The organism is Streptomyces azureus, assembly GCF_001270025.1.
In the GTDB taxonomy this organism is placed as follows: Bacteria; Actinomycetota; Actinomycetes; order Streptomycetales; family Streptomycetaceae; genus Streptomyces; species Streptomyces azureus.
The window spans coordinates 363595-379618 of record NZ_DF968533.1; the positions used below are offsets into that span (position 1 = coordinate 363595).

The following is a 16024-nucleotide window of genomic DNA, read 5'->3' on the forward strand; positions in this document are numbered from 1 at the left end:
CTCTGTCAGGGCGGGGTTGTATGAGGGGACGCATGTCGGAGGCGGAGCGGGCGGGCACATCTCGTCAGGACACTCGTCAGGACAACAGGGAGCGTCTCCTCGCGGGGCGTTACCGGCTGGGCGAAGTGCTCGGCCGCGGGGGCATGGGCACGGTGTGGCGGGCCGAGGACGAGACCCTTGGTCGGACGGTCGCCGTCAAGGAGCTGCGGTTCCCGTCGAACATCGACGAGGAGGAGAAGCGGCGGCTGATCACCCGGACGCTGCGCGAGGCCAAGGCGATCGCGCGGATCCGCAACAACAGCGCCGTGACGGTCTTCGACGTCGTCCAGGAGGACGACCGGCCCTGGATCGTGATGGAACTCGTCGAGGGCAAGTCGCTCGCCGAGGTCATCCGGGAGGACGGCCTCCTCGAACCGAAGCGGGCCGCGGAGGTCGGGCTCGCCGTCCTGGACGTGCTGCGGTCCGCGCACCGCGAGGGCATCCTGCACCGCGACGTGAAGCCGTCGAACGTGCTGATCGCCGAGGACGGCCGGGTCGTGCTCACGGACTTCGGGATCGCCCAGGTCGAGGGCGACCCGTCCATCACGTCGACCGGCATGCTCGTCGGCGCGCCCTCCTACATCTCCCCGGAGCGGGCGCGCGGGCACAAGCCGGGCCCGGCCGCCGACCTGTGGTCGCTCGGCGGGCTGCTGTACGCGGCGGTGGAGGGCTCGCCGCCGTACGACAAAGGGTCGGCCATAGCGACTCTCACGGCGGTGATGACCGAGCCGTTGGAGGAGCCGAAGAACGCCGGCCCGCTGCGGGAGGTCATCCACGGACTGCTCACCAAGGACCCCGCCAAGCGGCTCGACGACGCGGGCGCCCGGGCAATGCTGAACTCGGTCATCCACGCGCCCGAGAAGACCGAGCCGGAGCCCTTGGACGCGACGAAGGTCGTGCCGCTGCCGGCGCAGCCGGAGAAGTCCTCCCGCAAGGGGAGTTCCGCCGGGGCCGGGGGCAAGCGGGGCGAGGAGCCCGGGGAGCGGCTGCGCGGGGCGCTGCGTTCCGTGCGCAAGACCGCTGCGGGAACGGCCGGGGCGTCGGCCGCGTCCCGGACCGAGTCCGCCGACGCTACGGCTTCTTCCGGGCCGGGGGGCGGGAAGACCGGGGGCGGGGGCACGGGAGCGGCCGTCTCGAAGTCCGGTTCGGCGTCGGCCTCGGGGGCGGCCGCCGGGGCCGGTGAGTGGGGTGCGCAGGGGGCGAAGGCGGCCCCCGGAGTTGGGAGTTCGGGGTGGCCCGTCATGACGCCGCCGGACCTGCCGCCGCGGCCCGCGCCGCCCAGGGCGCCGCTCACCGACGTCGTGCCGCGGCGGACCTTGGTGATCATCGCGGTGGTCGTGGCGCTCGCCGTGATCGGCACCGTGCTCGCCATCGCGCTGAGCGGAGACGACAAGGACTCCAAGGGGGCCGCCGGCGAGAGCGGCGGCAAGACCGTCGCCACCGCGTCGAGCAGTGCCGACACCAAGGGCGACGAGAGCGACGGCACGCGCACCGACAGCGCGACGACACAGCCCGCGCCGTCGAAGCCCTCCGCGAACAGCACGTCCGGCGACCAAGCGGGCGGGTCTTCCGGCGGCGGCAAGGGCACCGCCGCGGAATCGACGCACCAGGGCAGCCAGGGGTACTCGATCGGACTGCCGAAGGGGTGGAAGTACCAGTCCACGGGGGCCGCGGGCGACCGGTTCACCGGGCCCGACGGGCAGAAGCTGCTCATCGCCTGGACGTCCACGCCCAAGGGCGACCCGGTGGCGGACTGGAAGAGCCAGGAGCGCTACATGCAGCGCGCGCAGTACAAGAAGCTCCGAATAGAGCAGGTGGACTACCGGAGCTGGAACACGGCCGACTGGGAGTTCACCTACGTGGAGAGCGGCACCAAGTACCGGACCATCGACCGCGGTTTCGTCGTCGACGACCGGCAGGGGTACGCGCTGATGTACACGGCGAAGGCGGCCGACTGGGACGGTGAGCTGCGCAAGGAGACCTGGCGGACGCTGACGAAGACCTTCGAACCCAAGTCCTGAGCATGAGCGGGCCCGGGTTTGGGGAGTGAGATCTGGCATCCCCGCATTGCGGGTTGTCTGCGGCACGTATCGTGAATGTTTGCGGACCGTACGCAGCCGGAACGGACCGTGGGGCGAACGGATGTGACCGACCAGGCTGCCGGGGGAGGCAACGTGGACGACTACGCGGGACGGGTGCTCGCCGACCGCTACCGCCTGCCGCTGCCGCCGTCCGACGAGTACGAACTCACCGAGTCCCGGGCCTTCGACACCTACAGCGGACAGGAAGTCCTGGTCAGGGCAGTGCCGTTGCCGGAGGTGGTCGAGGCGGAGGTCCTCGACGCGGAGGGTCTGCCCGACGGCTTCACGGCACGTGACGGTGGCGCGCGGCGGCCCGGAGCCCGTCCGGGCACCCGGCGGCCCACGGACCCGGTGGTACGGCGCGCGGTCGAGGCCGCGCAGGCCGCGGCGGCCATTCCCGACCACCCCCGGCTCGACCAGGTCTTCGACGTGTTCGCCGAGGGCGGTTCGCTGTGGATCGTCAGCGAGCTGGTGGCCGCGCGTCCGCTGGCGGCGCTGCTCGCCGAGAAGCCGCTGACGCCGTACCGGGCGGCCGAGGTCGCCTCCGACGTCCTCACGGCGCTGCGGGTGCTGCACGCGCATGGCTGGGTGCACCGGAACATCACCGCGCGGACGGTCCTGGTCTGTGACGACGGCCGGGTGATGCTGACCGGGCTGGCGGTGGGCGCGGCGGAGGAGGCACTGTGCGGCTACGACCCCGTTCCGGCACCGGCCTTCGACGAACCCGGCCAGGAGACCGCCGGCGCCGGGCTGGTCGATGGCCCCGGTGGTGCCGGCGGCCCGGGAAGTCTCGGCGGCGCGACCGATCCCGAGGCCGCGCGGCGTGCCGCCATAGAGGCTCGGGAGGCCCGCGGGCTGCCGGCGGCCGGAGCCGGCACGGGGAGCGGGGGCTCGGCCGTGCCGGCCCGCAGGAGCGTGGAGGACGGTGAGGACCCGAGGGCCGCGCGAGCCGGGGCGATCGCGGCCTACCGGGCGGGTACCCGGGCCGCCGCCCGGGTCCAGGAGACGCAGCAGAACGGCCGCGCGGCGCTGCCCGGTGCCCGGCCCGCCCCGGACAGCGGGCCCGGGCCCCACAGCAACGGCCCGGCGCGGTCGCCGTACCTCCCCGGGCAGAGCGCGCCGGGGCAGATAGCCGACCCCTACGGCGTCGGCGGCGCTCCCCGCACGACCGCCTGGCACGGCGCCACACCCCGAGGCGGAACGGGCAGTGCGCCCTCGCCGCAGGGACACGAGCAGGCGGCTCTTCCCCCTGCCTCGGACCCCGCTGCCCACAGCGAGGCCACCCGGTGGGACGACCTGGTCGCCCACACCCCCGCGCCCCGGCGCGGTCCGGCCACGGCGCTGGCCGCCGAGCGGGCGCGGCAGGCACGGATGGCCGTGGTGGGGCCCGTGACGGAGCGCTGGGCGCCGGAGCAGGCCGGACCCGTGCACGAGAACTGGCAGTTGGCCGCGCCGATCGGCCCCGCCACCGACCTGTGGGCGCTCGGCGCGCTGCTCTTCAGGGCCGTACAGGGGCATGCGCCCTACCCGGAGGAGTCGACGGCCGAGCTGGTGCAGATGGTGTGCGCGGAACCGCCCGCGTACGCCGAGGAGTGCGGGCCGCTCAGGCCGGTCGTCGAGTCGCTGCTGCGTCAGGACCCGACCGAGCGCCTCGACTTCGAGGAACTGCGCGGCTGGCTGCGCTCGCTCGTGCGCTCGGCGCCCGAGCCGGAAGCCGGTGTGCACGTCGTCGCGGCCCCGCCCGTCGACGCGAGCCGGCTGCCCGTCGTACGGCGCCGGGGCGAGCTCGTGCGCAGACGGCGGGCCGGGCTGCCCGCGCACCACGGGCGGCACAAGCGGGCCAAGAAGGACTCGCGGTCGCCGCACCGGCTGGGCCGCATCCTGCTCCTGCTCGTCCTGCTCGCGATGGCCGCGGCGGTCGCCTACGCCATGCTCTTCATGCCCAAGTCGGCGACCGACGGCGCGCAGGGCACCGACCGCACCGGTGCCGCCGGTGAGGTCAGCCAGGCGCCCGAGCCGGACGCCAGCGGCGAGCCCCGGCCCGACCGGGCGTCGCCCGAGCCGGAGAAGAGCCCGTCGACGTCGGCCGGTTCCACTCAGACACAGACCACCGGCCCCGAGGTCGCCGACGGCTTCACCCTGCGCAAGGACTCGGCGGGCTTCCAGGTCGCCGTCGCCGAGGGCTGGGACCGCACCTCGCGGGGCGGCAGCGGCCAGGTCGTCTACGCCAAGGGCGACTTCGAGCTCATCGTCGTACCGGGCCGGGACAGCGCGTCGGAGTACGGCAGCGATCCGATGGCGTACCAGCGGGAGGAGGAGCGCGAGTTGCAGCCGTACCGCGACTCCAGCTGGGCCACCTCCACCGGGCTGAAGACGATCGAGGTGGGCGGGCGGACCATGGCCGAGGGGCAGTTCACCTGGACCGGCGACGACGGGGGCGAGCTGTATGTGCGCAACCTCGCGATGCTGGTCGACGGGCGGTACCACGTGATCCAGGTGCGCGGCCCGGAGTCCGAACGGGACGAGGTGACGCGGCTGTACGACCAGGCGGCGGCGACGTACCGGGCGACGAAATGATCTCCTGACCCCGACTGCCGTGCACTGGAGGTTCACCTCACGGTTCCCTCCAGTCCCAGACGGCTGCAACCGTCACAGTGCGGTCACCGTGGTACCCCGCTTGTTCCCTGGGGAGGGGCGGGTCCTTACGCTGACCCTGTCAAGACCATTGCGGGGCAACGTGAATCAGATGCAGGGCCTGCTCGTCGCGGGCCGCTACCGGCTTGCCGACTCCATCGGCAGTGGCGGTATGGGTCGGGTATGGCGGGCACACGACGAGGTGCTGCACCGGTCCGTCGCCATCAAGGAGCTGACGGCTGCCCTCTACGTCTCCGAGAGCGAGCAGGCCATCCTGCTGGCGCGCACCCGGGCCGAGGCCAGGGCCGCCGCGCGGATCAACCACTCCGCGGTCGTCACGGTGCACGACGTGCTGGAGCACGACGGCCGCCCGTGGATCGTGATGGAGCTGGTCGAGGGCCGCTCCCTGGCCGACGCGGTCAAGGAGGAGGGGCGCGTCGAGCCGCGTGAGGCGGCGCGCATCGGCATGTGGGTGCTGCGGGCCCTGCGCGCCGCGCACACCGCCGGTGTCCTGCACCGCGACGTCAAGCCGGGCAACGTCCTCCTCGCCCGGGACGGGCGTGTCCTGCTCACCGACTTCGGCATCGCCCAGATCGAGGGCGACACGACCATCACCCGGACCGGAGAGGTCGTCGGCTCGGTCGACTACCTGGCGCCGGAGCGTGTGCGCGGCCACGATCCGGGCCCGTCCTCCGACCTGTGGGCGCTCGGCGCGACGCTCTACACGGCGGTGGAGGGCCGGTCGCCGTTCCGCCGCACCACACCGCTGACCACCATGCAGGCCGTGGTCGAGGAGGAGGCCGCCGAGCTTCAGTACGCGGGTCCGCTCACGCCCGTCATCACCGCCCTGCTGCGCAAGGATCCGGTCACCCGGCCCGACGCGTCCGAGGCCGAGCAGATGCTGGTCGAGGCGGTGGAGGGACGGCGCCCGAGCGCGGCACAGGTGTACGTGCCGACGCGGCACGGGTCGTACGGACATCAGGGGCCCCACGAGCAGCCGCGGACCGGTGTCACCAGGCCGCACCAGACCGCCGTCACCCAGGTCGGCCCGTCCGCCGCGCCCCCGAAAGGGGGGCGCCGTCTGCGAACGGCCGCCCTCGTCGTCGCCCTTGCCGCGGTCATCGGTGCGGGAGCCGCGGTCGCGCTGCAGCAATTCGGCACGGCCGGCCCCGGCAACTCCGCCTCTGCGTCGACTCCGAGCGCCAGTGCCACGCCGAGTGACGAGGGCGGTCAGGGGGTGGTTCCAGCCGGTTGGGTGCGGCGCCACGACCCGGTGGGCTTCAGCATCCCCCTGCCCAAGGGGTGGAAGCGGTCCGTCTCCATCGACCAGGACGGCCTCCGGCAGGTCGACTACTCGCCCGACAAGGGCAAGCACCTCGTGCGGGTCGCCGTCGACACCGCACCGGATTTCAGCACCTCTTACGAGCACATGAGCAACCTGGAACAGCGGGTCTCACGGCTGCGGGACTACAAGGGTCTGCGCCTCAAGGAGGAGCTTTTCCGCGATCAGCCGGGCGCCCGCTGGGAGTACACGTGGAACGCGCTGGCCAAGGACGCGCCGCACTACTTCCCGGGGCCCTACCGTGCGATCGACGTCGGGTACATGGACGGTGACGGCACCGAGTACTCCATCTACGCGGCCTCACCGACCGACGACTGGGCCACCACCAGGAAGCAGTTCGACTGGATCCTGCGGGGCTTCCAGGAGGGTTGATCGAGAACGTCGTGACCTACGTGGACGACGACCGCACGGAAGGCGGCCGCGTATCGGCCCAACCGGACATGGCGTGGGCCGATACGTCATCGCGATGACATTGGTTGTCGCGCCGGGGCTCAGGCCCAGTCCGTGCAAGAACGGACGATCTTGGTTCCTTCCCTGACCGCCACCTGCGCGCCGATGGAGTCGAGATCATCGCCGGAGGGGTTTGCGTATGTGGTGAAGGAGGTAGTCGATCCGTCTCCGTCGTATTCGGTACGCCAGGGCCAGTCCGTCACCCATCCGGTGTAGTGGTCAATGGATCTGAATCTGATGGCCACATGGTGACCATCGGCAGCGGTGTCCTTGACCCAACCGCTGATGTCCACGTAGTCGGATGTCCAGTTGGTGAACGTCATGCTCCCCGAGGCGCCGGTCACCGAGCACGCGGCTCCGCCACTCGCCGCGTTGGCATTGGTCACTGTGGTCGTGGCGAATATTGCCACCGCTGCGACGCTCGTGACTGAAAAGCGCTTCCATGTGTTTCCCATAAGGAAAAGGTAAGACTTCCATGATTCACATGACAGCATGATTCCAGCCACCCGTTTTGTCTTATATGGGGCATGTGTCCTGCCAATTGTCGTGCTTTGCAGCCGTTTTCAAGACTGTGTGGCTGAAAATGATCGACCCCAGGAGTTGTCGCCGCGGTGAGCCGCTGCATCGCGGTGTGGCCGTCCGGCCCGACCTGGTCAAACCCAGCGCCGACGGCCTGGCCGGACTCACCGTGGGTGAGTCCTGCAGGCTTGCGTTCGATGCCGGTGGTCATCCAGGGGCCGCCGCCCTGGCAGGCGGAGTTCGGCCAGGACGGGGACGCCCCTGGCGCTCTCAGATGCCCGTAATCCGGTGGGTGCGGGCAGCGGTCAGGTCGTGAGTGCGGCCGCAACGCGGGTGAGAGCACAGCAGTCGGCCGACCGGATCGGTTGGCTCGGACACCAGGGCCCATCGGCGGACCTGGCGCTCGAACGGCCGAATGCGTTCCTCGACACGAGCGTTGAGGCGCCGTTCCATCGCGGTGGCCTCGTCGATCCGATCCAGCATGGTCCGCGCCAAGGCCTGAGCACGCTGGAGTGTGCCATCGACTGTCTTGGGGCGGCGGCATACTTGGCCGGTCGCCGCCCCGGAAGGCGTGCGTCCCCTGCGGCATCATGGGGCGCATGGGGACCGAGGCAGGCGGCCGTGTCGTCGCGGGCCGTTACCGGCTGGAGGAGAGGCTCGGGCGTGGCGGCATGGGTGTCGTCTGGCGGGCCACCGACCAGTTGCTCGGCCGGCAGGTCGCCGTCAAGGAACTCCCCGTCGACGAGACCCTCTCCGCGGCCGAGGCCCGGCGGCGGCGCGACGGCACCCTGCGCGAGGCCCGCGCGGTCGCCCAGCTGAGCCATCCGCACGTCATCGTCGTCCACGACGTCGTCGAGGAGGACGAACGCCCCTACATGGTCATGGAACTGGTCGAGGGCGGCTCGCTCGCCGACCGCATCGCCACCGGCGGCCCGGTCGACGCCGCCGAGGCCGCCCGCATCGGCATCGCCCTGCTCGGCGCGCTGAACACCGCGCACGCGGCCGGTGTGCTGCACCGGGACGTGAAGCCGTCGAACGTGCTGATCGCCGAGGACGGCCGGGTCGTCCTCACCGACTTCGGTGTCGCCCAGGTCTCCGGCGCGACCACACTCACCGAGACCGGTTCCTTCGTCGGCTCGCCCGAGTACACCGCGCCCGAGCGGATGGCCGGGGTCCGGACCGGGCCCGAGTCCGACCTGTGGTCGCTGGGCGCGCTGCTGTGCGCGGCCCTCAGCGGCGAGTCGCCGTTCCACCGCGACTCGCTGGGCGGCGTCCTGCACGCGGTCGTCGTCGGCGACATACGCCCGCCCGCGCAGGCCGGGCCGCTCCTGCCCGTCGTACAGGGCCTGCTGGAACGCGATCCGGACCGGCGGCTGGACGCGGACCGGGCGGAGCGGATGCTGCGGGTGTTCCGCGAGACGGGCAGTACGCCGCAGGCTCCGCCGCCCGGGTACGCGCCGACGGTGCGGGGTGCCCCGCACGGACGGCCGCAGGACGACGCCGGTCGGCGATCGCCGGTGCCGCCGACGGACATGCCCGGCCCGGACCGGCGGCACGAGCAGATGCTCCGGCAGCCCACGCGCCGGGTGCTCGTGGCCGCGCTGCTGGTCGCCGCGGTGGCCGGGGCGGGTGTGTCGGCGGCGGCGCTGCTCATGGAGCAGGGCGGCGGGGACGGTGGCCGCACGCCGACGAGTTCCGCGCCGAAGACCCCTTCGGCCGGACCGTCCTCCCCCGGCACGCGCACTCCCAGCACCCCGGCGGCCACCAATGCCACCACGACCGCCACCACCACCTCACCCTCGCCCTGACACGGCGGACAGCCGATGAGCTCCGTACTGGCATGAAGGGGAAATAAGCGCCGTACCGGTGTGAGAGGGAGATAAGCCCCGGATCGCGTCACGGGTCTGTGACCGGGACGCGTCCGTGCTGGATGCGGAAGCGCTTGGCGCGATATGGATGACCTCATGAGCAACAACGGGGGAGCCCGATCCGGGGCCGACGAGCCAACGAGTTTCGCTCTGCAACCACCGAATCCGCCGAATCCGCCGGCGCCTGTACCGGGCAACCCGTACGCGACGCCCACCCAGGTCGTGCCGCCCCAGTCGGTGGCAGCGGTGCAGGATCCCGGTGCCGGGCGGCTCATCGCCGGGCGTTACCGGCTGATCGCCAAGCTCGGGCACGGCGGCATGGGCACGGTGTGGCGCGCCAAGGACGAGACGGTGGACCGGGAGGTCGCCGTCAAGGAGCCTCGTGTCCCGGAGCATCTTCCCGAACGGGAACGTGCCAACGCCTTCGAGCGGATGCGCCGTGAGGCACGTGCCGCGGCCCGGCTCGACCACCCGGCGGTGGTCGACGTCCACGACGTCGCGGTCGTGGGGGGACAGCCGTGGATCGTGATGGAGCTCGTGCGTGGCCGTTCGCTGGGCGACGCGCTCCAGGAGGGCACCCTGTCCGCGCGCGAGGCGGCCCGGATCGGCCTGGAGGTGCTCGGCGCGCTTGAGGCCGCGCACGCGGCGGGCATCCTGCACCGCGACGTGAAACCGGACAACGTGCTGCTCGGCCGGTACGAACGGGTCGTCCTCACCGACTTCGGCATCGCGCAGATCGAGGGCGAGACCAACCTGACCGACACCGGCGGCTTCGTCGGCTCGCCCGAGTACATCGCGCCGGAGCGGGTGCTGGGCCAGCGCCCGGGTCCGGCCAGCGACCTGTGGTCCCTGGGCGTGGTGCTGTACGCGGCGACGGAGGGCGTCTCGCCGTTCCGCCGGAACAACACCGCCGCCACGCTCCAGTCCGTCCTCAACGCCACGCCCGCGCCGCCCGCCTCCGCCCAGGGCCCCCTCGCCGAGGCCATCACGGGCCTGCTGCACAAGGATCCGGCCCGCCGCCCGGACGCCGCCCGGGTGCGAGCCCTGCTGGAGGCCGCCGCGAACCCGCCGGCGGACCGGTCCACGCAGGTCGTCCAGGTCATGGGCGGCCAGGGCGGTGAGGGCCGAAGACTCCGGCTCGGACGCAAGGGGTGGACCGGGCTCGGTGCGGCGGTCGTCGCGGCGGCGGTGACGGCGTACCTGGTGCTAGCGAACCCGTTCGCCGGGCCGCTGCCCGAGGGCTGGAAGATCCGCCAGGAGAAGGAGCTCGCCGCGTCGCTGGCCGTGCCCGGTGCCTACCAGCGGACCGTGCCCGACCGGGAGTCGGACCAGGGGCACCAGGTCACGTACACCGACTGGAGCGGCAGCATCTGGATCAGCCTGACCCTCGACAAGAAGGCGGAGGACACCGGCAGGGCCATCGCCGGCTCCGCTGCCGCCGAGATGTACGACGACGACAGGGCGTTCAAGGACAGCGGCAGCTACCGCCTGGACATGCCGGAGGGCCCGAAGACGGACCCCAAGGACACCACGTACAGGGGCGGGAAGGCCGCCGAGAACACCGTCACTTACGACACCGACGACAGCGAGGACCTCCGCCCCCGCGAGCTCAGGATCTTCTACTACAAGACCTCCGGGGGCGACATGTACGAGCTCACCGTCAGCTACCCGGGCAAGGGTGACTTCACCGATCGCGGGCGAGAGGTGGCCGACACGGCGATCGCGAACCTGGACATCGACGGGACCTGAACCGGTGCCCGGCCACTGACTCGCTTCGACAAGCCGCCGTCCCGCGGGGTACTGATGGGGCATGAGCAACGACGGGGGCGGGACGGGTGCCCAGAGCCGGTCGGTCGGTGGGCGGTACCGGCTGATCGAGCGCATCGGCTCCGGCGGGACGGGCACCGTCTGGCGGGCCTACGACGAGCTCGTGCAGCGTGACGTCGCCGTCAAGCAGCCCCGGTTGCCGGGCGACCCGGAGGACGAGAGCCACCGGCGCGCGGCCCACCGGCTCTACCGGGAGGCCCGCGCCGCCGCCCGCGTCGACCACCCCGCCGCCGTCACCATCCACGACGTGGTCGTCGAGCCGGAGCGGCAGCCGGACGCACGCGACGGGCGCATCGATCGCCACCGGCCGGTCGGACGCGACGGGCTGACGGCGATCGACGCGGCACTCGACGGACTTCCCTGGATCGTCATGGAGTTGGTGCAGGGCGAGTCCCTGCACGAGGTGCTCCGGCGCGGCCCGGTCGATGCGCGAGAAGCCGCCCGGATCGGCCTCGCCGTCCTCGGTGCCCTGCGCGCCGCGCACGCCGTCGGCATCGTGCACCGGGACGTGAAACCGGCCAATGTGCTGCTCGGTCGGCACCAGCGCGTCGTCCTCACCGACTTCGGCATCGCCCATGTGCAGGGCGAGGAGTCGCTCACGGCCGGCGGGGAGTTCGTCGGCTCGCCGGAGTTCGTCGCCCCCGAGCGGATGTCCGGCCGCATCGCCGGGCCCGCCTCCGACCTGTGGTCCCTGGGCGTACTGCTGTACGCCGCCGTCGAGGGGGCGTCCCCGTTCCGCCGGACCGCACCGGAGGCCACGCTCGCCGCGGTCCTCGCCGCCGAGCCGCCCGAACCGAAGCAGGCCGGACCCCTCGGACCGCTGATCGCGCGACTGCTGGTGCGGGACCCCGACCAGCGCCCGGACGCAGAGGAGGTCGCGAAGGCGCTGGCGGCGGCGGCCGGGCAGGCAGTGGCCGAGGTGCCGGAAGTGGCCCAGAAGGCCGAGCACGGGCAGGAGTTCACGGAGGACGCCGGCACGCCACGGCCCGAGGAGGCGGCCGAACCGCCGGAGGCCGGCCCCGCGGAGCGACAGGACGCCGCACTGCCCAGGCGCCAGAGCCTCCTCCGCCCCGCCCCCATCGCTCTCCTGAGCGCGCTGCTCACCGGCGGCGTAGGGGCCGTCACCCACCTCGGCGACACCAGCAGCGCGGAGACCGCCGAAGCGACGGAGACCTGGACCCCGCACCGCGATCCGGACCTGGCGGCCGTACTCCATCTCCCGCCCCACTACCGCGAACTCGACCGGACCGGCAGCGCGACCGACCAGCCCCGCACGGTGCTCTACGGCGATGAACAGGGTGGCACCGTCCAGGTCCGCCTCCTCCTCTGGGACCGGGCTCCGGGCTCCCCGATGGACCAGGTCCGGAACACACCCGTCGTCCGGGGGGACACGCAGTACACCCGCACCAGCGTCCAGGGTTACGAGGCCGCCGTCGCCGACACCACCTACCACCTGGACGCGGACACCAGGCGGGTCATGCGGGTGATGATCCGCACCGACGACGACCGCATGTACGAACTGCGCGTCGACATGCCCAAGGGCACGCCCGAGGAGAAGGAGGGCACCTCGGTGTTCAAGGGCGCCCGGGACCGGCTCGGGATCGTAGAAGACTGAGTCACCGGGATCGTAAAAGGCTGAATCACTCCAACTCGTCACCGCACAACGCCCTGATCAGGGTGTTCGCTGCCAGCAGCCACTGGCGCCCTGTGTGCACTCGGTGAAGCCGTATTACCGGCGGGTACCCAAAGGCTCCGCCGGGGCATACCCTGCGCCTCATGACGGACGCGCACGCCCCGGAGAAGCCCGGCACGGCACAGGCCGGCACGAACCCCCTCGCCCCCGCACCGGAGGGCGCCCGCACCGCCGCCGACGTGGTGACCCCCGAGCTGGTCGCCCAGCTCACCAAGGGCGTGGCCGGCTCCGGCCGGACCGCCAACCACACGCCGTTCACCGGCGAGAAGCTGGCCGACCTCCCCGAGTCGACGCCCGAGGACGTGGCCAAGGCCTTCGAACTGGCCCGCGCCGCCCAGGCCGTCTGGGAGCAGACCCCGGTGCGGCAGCGCGCCGCCGTCCTGCTGCGCTTCCACGACCTGGTGCTGGAGCACCAGGCCGAGGTGCTGGACCTGATCCAGCTGGAGACCGGCAAGGCCCGGCTGCACGCGCACGAGGAGGTTCAGGCCGTCGCGGTCGTCGCCCGGCACTACGGCCGCAAGGCCCCCGCCTACCTCCGCCCCAAGCGGCACGCCGGTGCCATGCCGACCCTCACCAAGGTCACCGAACTGCGCCACCCGCGCGGCGTCGTCGGTCAGATCGCCCCCTGGAACTACCCCCTGGAACTGTCGGTCGGCGACGCGCTGCCGGCCTTCGTCGCGGGCAACGCGGTCGTCATGAAGCCCGACACGGAGACCTGCCTCACCGCCCTGTGGGCCCGTGACCTGCTCATCGAGGCAGGCCTGCCCGCCGACGTCTTCCAGGTCGTCCTCGGCGACGGCCCGGTCGTCGGCCCGGAGGTCGTCCGGCACGCCGACTACGTCTCCTTCACCGGCTCCACCCGCACCGGCCGCGAGGTCGCCCAGGGCGCCGCCGCCCGGCTGGTCGGCGTCTCCCTCGAACTCGGCGGCAAGAACGCCATGCTGGTGCTGGAGGACGCCGACATCGAGAAGGCGGCCGCCGGTGCCGTCCGCGCCTGCTTCTCCTCGGCCGGCCAGCTGTGCATCTCCATCGAGAGGCTGTACGTCCACGAGTCGGTCGCGGACGCCTTCCTTGAGCGCTTCGCCGCCCGCACGAAGGCGATGCGGCTCGGCACGTCCCTGGCCTACGGCGCCGACATGGGCTCCCTGGTCGGCGAACGCCAGCTGGAGACCGTCACGCGGCACGTGGAGGAGGCGGTCGCCAAGGGCGCGAAGGTCCTCGCGGGCGGCGTGGCACGACCGGACGTCGGCCCGTACTTCTTCGAGCCCACGATCCTCGACGGGATCGCCACGGACATGTCCGTCTGTACCGAGGAGACGTTCGGCCCGGTCGTCTCGGTCTACCGCTTCACGAACGAGGACGAGGTCATCGAGCGGGCCAACGCCACGGCATACGGCCTGAACTCCTCGGTGTGGACGAAGAACGGCCGACGCGGCCACGAGGTCGCCGCCCGGCTGCGCACCGGCACCGTCAACATCAACGAGGGCTACGCGCCCGCGTACGGCAGCGTCCAGTCGCCCATGGGCGGCATGAAGGACTCCGGCCTCGGCCGCCGCCACGGCGCCGAGGGCATCCTCAAGTACACCGAGGCCCAGACGATCGCCCACCAGCGCGTGCTCCCGATGGCCCCCGCGCTGGGCATGGACGACGAGAAGTACGCCCAGTTCATGAGCAGGAGCCTCCGCCTGATGAAGGCGTTCCGGTTCCGGTGATTCAGCGAGGAGAGCACGTGCCTCAGGACGCTTACGACTACGACGTCATCGTGGTCGGCTCCGGATTCGGCGGCTCGGTGACCGCCCTGCGCCTCACGGAAAAGGGCTACAAGGTCGGCGTCCTGGAAGCCGGCCGCCGCTTCACCCGTGAGTCCCTCCCGAAGAACTCCTGGGACCTCAAGAACTACCTCTGGGCGCCGAAACTCGGCATGTACGGCATCCAGCGCATCCACCTCCTGGGCAACGTCATGGTCCTGGCGGGCGCAGGCGTGGGCGGCGGCTCCCTCAACTACGCCAACACCCTCTACGTCCCGCCCAAGCCGTTCTTCGAGGACCCGCAGTGGCGGGACGTCACCAACTGGCAGGAGGAGCTGAAGCCGTACTACGACCAGGCCCGGCGCATGCTCGGCGTACGGCTCAACCCGACCATGACCCCGTCCGACGTGCACCTGAAGGCCGCCGCGGAGCGCATGGGCTGCGGCGACTCCTTCCACCTCGCACCCGTCGGTGTCTTCTTCGGCGACGGCGAGGACGCGGACGGCACGGTGAAGGCCAAGCCGGGCCAGGAGGTGCCCGATCCGTACTTCGGAGGGGCGGGCCCGGCCCGCAGGGCCTGCGCGGAGTGCGGCGAGTGCATGACCGGCTGCCGGCACGGCGCGAAGAACACCCTCAACGAGAACTACCTCTACCTCGCCGAGAAGGCCGGCGCGGTCGTGCACCCCCTGACGACGGTCGTCTCGGTCACCGACGACTCGCGCGGCGGGTACGCGGTCGCCACCCTGCCCACCGACGACCGCCGCAAGGCGAAGGGCCGGACCTACAGGGCCCGCCAGATCGTCCTCGCCGCCGGCACCTACGGCACCCAGACGCTGCTGCACCGCATGAAGGCCGGCGGCCAGCTGCCGCACATATCGGACAAGTTGGGTGGGCTGACCCGCACCAACTCCGAGGCCCTGGTCGGCGCCCAGACCGACGACCGGCGCTACCGCAAGGCGCACGGCGCGCCGAAGGCCGACTTCACGCGGGGCGTGGCCATCACGTCCTCGATCCACCCGGACGAGAACACCCACATCGAGCCGGTCCGCTACGGCAAGGGCTCCAACTCGATGGGCAGCCTGTCGATCCTCCAGGTCCCGTATGCCGGGAACAACTCGGGCGCCTCGCGGGTCCTGGGCTTCCTCGCCCACGCGGCGAAACACCCCTTGCTGGTGCTGCGCGCCCTGTCCAACCGCCGCTGGTCGGAGCGGACCATCATCGGCCTGGTGATGCAGTCGCTGGACAACTCCCTGACGACGTACCTGAAACCGTCGGGCGTCGGCCGCGGCCTGCTCACCGCACGCCAGGGCCACGGCGCGCCCAACCCGAAGCAGATCAAGGCGGCCACGGAGAGCGCGTCGGCACTCGCCGCCGAGATCAACGGCTTCGCGGGCTCGAACGTCGGCGAACTGATGGGCACCCCGCTCACGGCCCACTTCCTGGGCGGCTGTCCGATCGGCGACTCCCGCGAGACCGGCGTGATCGATCCGTACCACCGCCTCTACGGCCACCCGGGCATCTCGGTGGTCGACGGCGCCGCGGTCTCCGCCAACCTGGGCGTCAACCCCTCCCTCACCATCACCGCCCAGGCCGAGCGGGCGATGTCGTTCTGGCCCAACAAGGGCGAGCCCGACCCGCGCCCGCGGCAGGGCGCGGCCTATGAACGTCTCCAGCCGGTCGAGCCGAAGTCCCCGGCGGTCCCGGCGGAAGCGTTCGGCGCGCTGCGGCTGCCGTTCCTGGGCGTGCCGGCGGTACCGCCGAAGAACTGACCGGCAGCAGACAGCAGAAGAGGGACCTGCGCCCCCCTCCGAGCGCAGGTCCCT

General features: G+C 72.1%; 10 protein-coding genes. 8 read left to right on the forward strand and 2 right to left on the reverse strand.

The genetic code is table 11. The features are described 5' to 3' along the window. Positions 1 to 32: 32 nt before the first annotated feature. From AOQ53_RS39685 to AOQ53_RS39695, 3 genes are all read left to right on the forward strand, one after another. Positions 33 to 2060, forward strand: coding sequence for a serine/threonine-protein kinase (locus AOQ53_RS39685; protein WP_059424918.1), 2028 nt, complete (start codon positions 33 to 35; stop codon positions 2058 to 2060). A 153-nt stretch (positions 2061 to 2213) separates the two neighbouring features. Beyond that, positions 2214 to 4697, forward strand: coding sequence for a protein kinase (locus tag AOQ53_RS39690; RefSeq protein ID WP_059425045.1), 2484 nt, complete (start codon positions 2214 to 2216; stop codon positions 4695 to 4697). Positions 4698 to 4866: 169 nt separating this feature from the next. Next, positions 4867 to 6468, forward strand: a complete 1602-nt coding sequence (locus AOQ53_RS39695; RefSeq protein WP_059424921.1) for a serine/threonine-protein kinase — start codon at positions 4867 to 4869, stop codon at positions 6466 to 6468. 119 nt (positions 6469 to 6587) lie between these two features. Here AOQ53_RS39695 and AOQ53_RS39700 read toward each other — a convergent pair whose 3' ends face one another. Beyond that, a complete protein-coding gene (locus AOQ53_RS39700; protein WP_148640447.1) occupies positions 6588 to 7001 on the reverse strand; it encodes a hypothetical protein in 414 nt (137 codons plus the stop codon). Positions 7002 to 7335: 334 nt separating this feature from the next. Next, complete coding sequence (locus tag AOQ53_RS48340) at positions 7336 to 7548, reverse strand: hypothetical protein (RefSeq protein WP_059424925.1); 213 nt, start codon at positions 7546 to 7548, stop codon at positions 7336 to 7338. Between the two features lie 116 nt (positions 7549 to 7664). Here AOQ53_RS48340 and AOQ53_RS39710 point away from each other — a divergent pair, with 116 nt between their 5' ends. The 5 genes from AOQ53_RS39710 to AOQ53_RS39730 all read left to right on the forward strand — a co-directional run bounded on the left by AOQ53_RS39710 (position 7665) and on the right by AOQ53_RS39730 (position 15970). Then, on the forward strand, positions 7665 to 8873 hold the full coding sequence (locus AOQ53_RS39710; RefSeq protein ID WP_167745815.1) for a serine/threonine-protein kinase: 1209 nt from the start codon (positions 7665 to 7667) through the stop codon (positions 8871 to 8873). Positions 8874 to 9029: 156 nt separating this feature from the next. Then, positions 9030 to 10682 carry a serine/threonine-protein kinase gene (locus AOQ53_RS39715; protein WP_059425046.1) on the forward strand — a complete coding sequence of 551 codons (1653 nt, stop codon included), beginning with the start codon at positions 9030 to 9032 and terminating at the stop codon, positions 10680 to 10682. A 61-nt stretch (positions 10683 to 10743) separates the two neighbouring features. Then, complete coding sequence (locus AOQ53_RS39720) at positions 10744 to 12375, forward strand: serine/threonine-protein kinase (protein WP_059424930.1); 1632 nt, start codon at positions 10744 to 10746, stop codon at positions 12373 to 12375. Positions 12376 to 12536: 161 nt separating this feature from the next. Next, complete coding sequence (locus AOQ53_RS39725) at positions 12537 to 14165, forward strand: succinic semialdehyde dehydrogenase (RefSeq protein WP_059424932.1); 1629 nt, start codon at positions 12537 to 12539, stop codon at positions 14163 to 14165. Positions 14166 to 14182: 17 nt separating this feature from the next. Then, positions 14183 to 15970, forward strand: coding sequence for a GMC family oxidoreductase N-terminal domain-containing protein (locus AOQ53_RS39730; protein ID WP_059424934.1), 1788 nt, complete (start codon positions 14183 to 14185; stop codon positions 15968 to 15970). The last annotated feature ends 54 nt before the right edge of the window (positions 15971 to 16024 follow it).